This is a genomic window from Nitrospira sp. BLG_2 (assembly GCF_049222245.1).
The window spans coordinates 1-2,099 of record NZ_JBLYIG010000133.1 but is presented as its reverse complement, the minus strand read 5'-3'; the positions used below and the strand labels follow the sequence as shown (position 1 = coordinate 2,099).

The 2,099-nt window shown below is 53.1% G+C and carries 2 protein-coding genes; both read right to left on the bottom strand.

All coding sequences use genetic code 11. From position 1 onward, the window contains the following. Positions 1–550 (bottom strand): segregation and condensation protein A (locus tag ACOSYY_RS03815; RefSeq protein ID WP_421660942.1); only part of this gene is annotated, 550 nt, incomplete at its 3' end. Between the two features lie 80 nt (positions 551–630). Further along, a complete protein-coding gene (locus tag ACOSYY_RS03810; RefSeq protein WP_421660941.1) occupies positions 631–1,716 on the bottom strand; it encodes a pentapeptide repeat-containing protein in 1,086 nt (361 codons plus the stop codon). Positions 1,717–2,099: the final 383 nt, after the last annotated feature.

The following is a 2,099-nucleotide window of genomic DNA, read 5'->3' as shown; positions in this document are numbered from 1 at the left end:
CCGTGAGATTGTCGGGAACAATCTCGATGAGTCGGCTGCTCGGATTCCGCTCCAGGATTTCCTTGAGCGCATCGACCAGATCAAACAGCGAGACATTTTCTAACGGAAGATCCTCATCAACTTCTTCGACCAATGGAGCTTGCTCACGCCAAAAGACCTCACGCCATATCTTTTCCTGGTCATCGAGCTGACGTGCCGCTTCTTTGAAGGCCTTATATTCCAGCAACCGCCGAACGAGTTCTTCCCGTGGGTCAGGCCCCTCTTCGTCGTCGTCGGCCGTCTCATCCGCCGGAAGCAGCATTTTGGATTTGATCTGCAATAACGTCGCCGCCATGACTAAAAAATCCCCCGCCACGTTGAGATTGAGTTCCTCCATGGCATCCAGATACTCAAGGTATTGCTGAGCTATCATCGCGACCGGGATATCATAGATATTGATTTCATTCTTCTTGATGAGATGCAATAACAGATCGAGTGGGCCCTCGAAATTTTCGATGCGAACCTGGTAGGGGAGCTCTGTTTGCTCAAATTCTTCGGCTTGAGAGTCCACGGCGTCTTTATATCAACTTATGGGGTAACGGGCAAGCCAGATTCTATATATTGGGGATATTGAGCGATCTTGATTGCTCTTCATTTAAGTCTTACGGCATAGGCTACAAGCAAGGCAGCCACGACGAGAAAGATCAAGGTGAGAGCATATTGCCCGTTCCTGGTTTCTAAAATGCCGACAGGCGGAGTTGACTCAAGCCGCTTCGTTTGGGCCATGAGCGGGGCTTGATCGAAACGTGCCTTTGCAAGATCGTCTTGTTGCCTGAATTCAGCGTTAGAAAAATCCGCTGATCCTAGAAACTGCGCACCGGCAAATTCCACTTTATTTTCAAAGGCCGCAAATCCAAAGAACGCCTCACGGCTGAAGATTGCTTCACTGAAGCTGACCCGACTCTTGAATCGACTCCCGGAAAATCCAGTCCCCAGGCCGAACCTGGCCCGCTCAAATACCACCGGCTGCTCAAACTCTACTTCAAGGAACTCCGCCATGCCGTCGAAAAGTGCACTGGTACAATCCAGCGATCCACGAAATGCGGACCGATGAAACCTGGTGCTGGGGCCAAACTTGGTCTCCCGGCAGTCCATCCGCTGAGCGAACTGTCCCTGAACAAAATAGGCTTCTCTATCAAATGTGGCGGCGGAAAGGTCGACCGATTCCTGAAAGACCGACCGCGAAAGATCCACACCGTCCTTGAAATGAGATCCGTGAAAGCTCACAGGCCTCTCAAACCAGAGCGTGCCGTCGGCTGACCGATGGCGCACTGCGCCCGACACTATGGAATCTCTTATGCTCAGTGCCTCTCGAACGACTCGCTGCCCGTTATCAACGACACGATCCGCTTGATTCGCTCTCTCCGGCGCAGGTATCGGCGAACGCGGCGTTGCCCGTACGGCAAGGTGATCGAAGATAAGATCCCCGCGCACAATCACACCAAGGAGATCGACAGGACGCCCCTTGGCGACCGCGTCCATAACAGCTTCGCCACGCACGGCATGGGCTTCCCGCTCAGCCGGCGTACAGCTGGGCAAAAGATGCATCACAAGACCCGCCTCAATCCCAGCCGCGAAGGCCTCGGCAACGCAAACGGCATCGGCTTTGTACGGACATGTAATACAAGTAATTATGGTGCCGAGTAGCGCCAAAGCCGCGTAGCAACGAGATCGCATCCGCTTCAGAAGATTAGCATGTGTGCCAAATGAGCAGACGTAAAGCGAAGTTCCATCCGCATGGCAAAGGGAGAGTAACGAAACATTCAGCAGGTAGTGAGACACGCCGCTGGAACGATGTTCCAGCGGCGTTCTGTCGAAGCGATGAACAATTCAGACCTACACCCCTGGGCTTCCGCTATGCCGGGTTGCATCGAACGGGCGTACTATAGATGCGGCCGGGATACTCACTGAAGGCAAGCCATCAGTTGTGTCGGTAATCGTCGTCCAACAAATCTTCGGATTTGTTGATCAGCTCATCTCCATCATCATCGGCGTCGAGATCCAATTCTTCTTGGACGTCGTCTTCTTCGATCTCGCCCTCCATCTCCAACTCGTCGCTG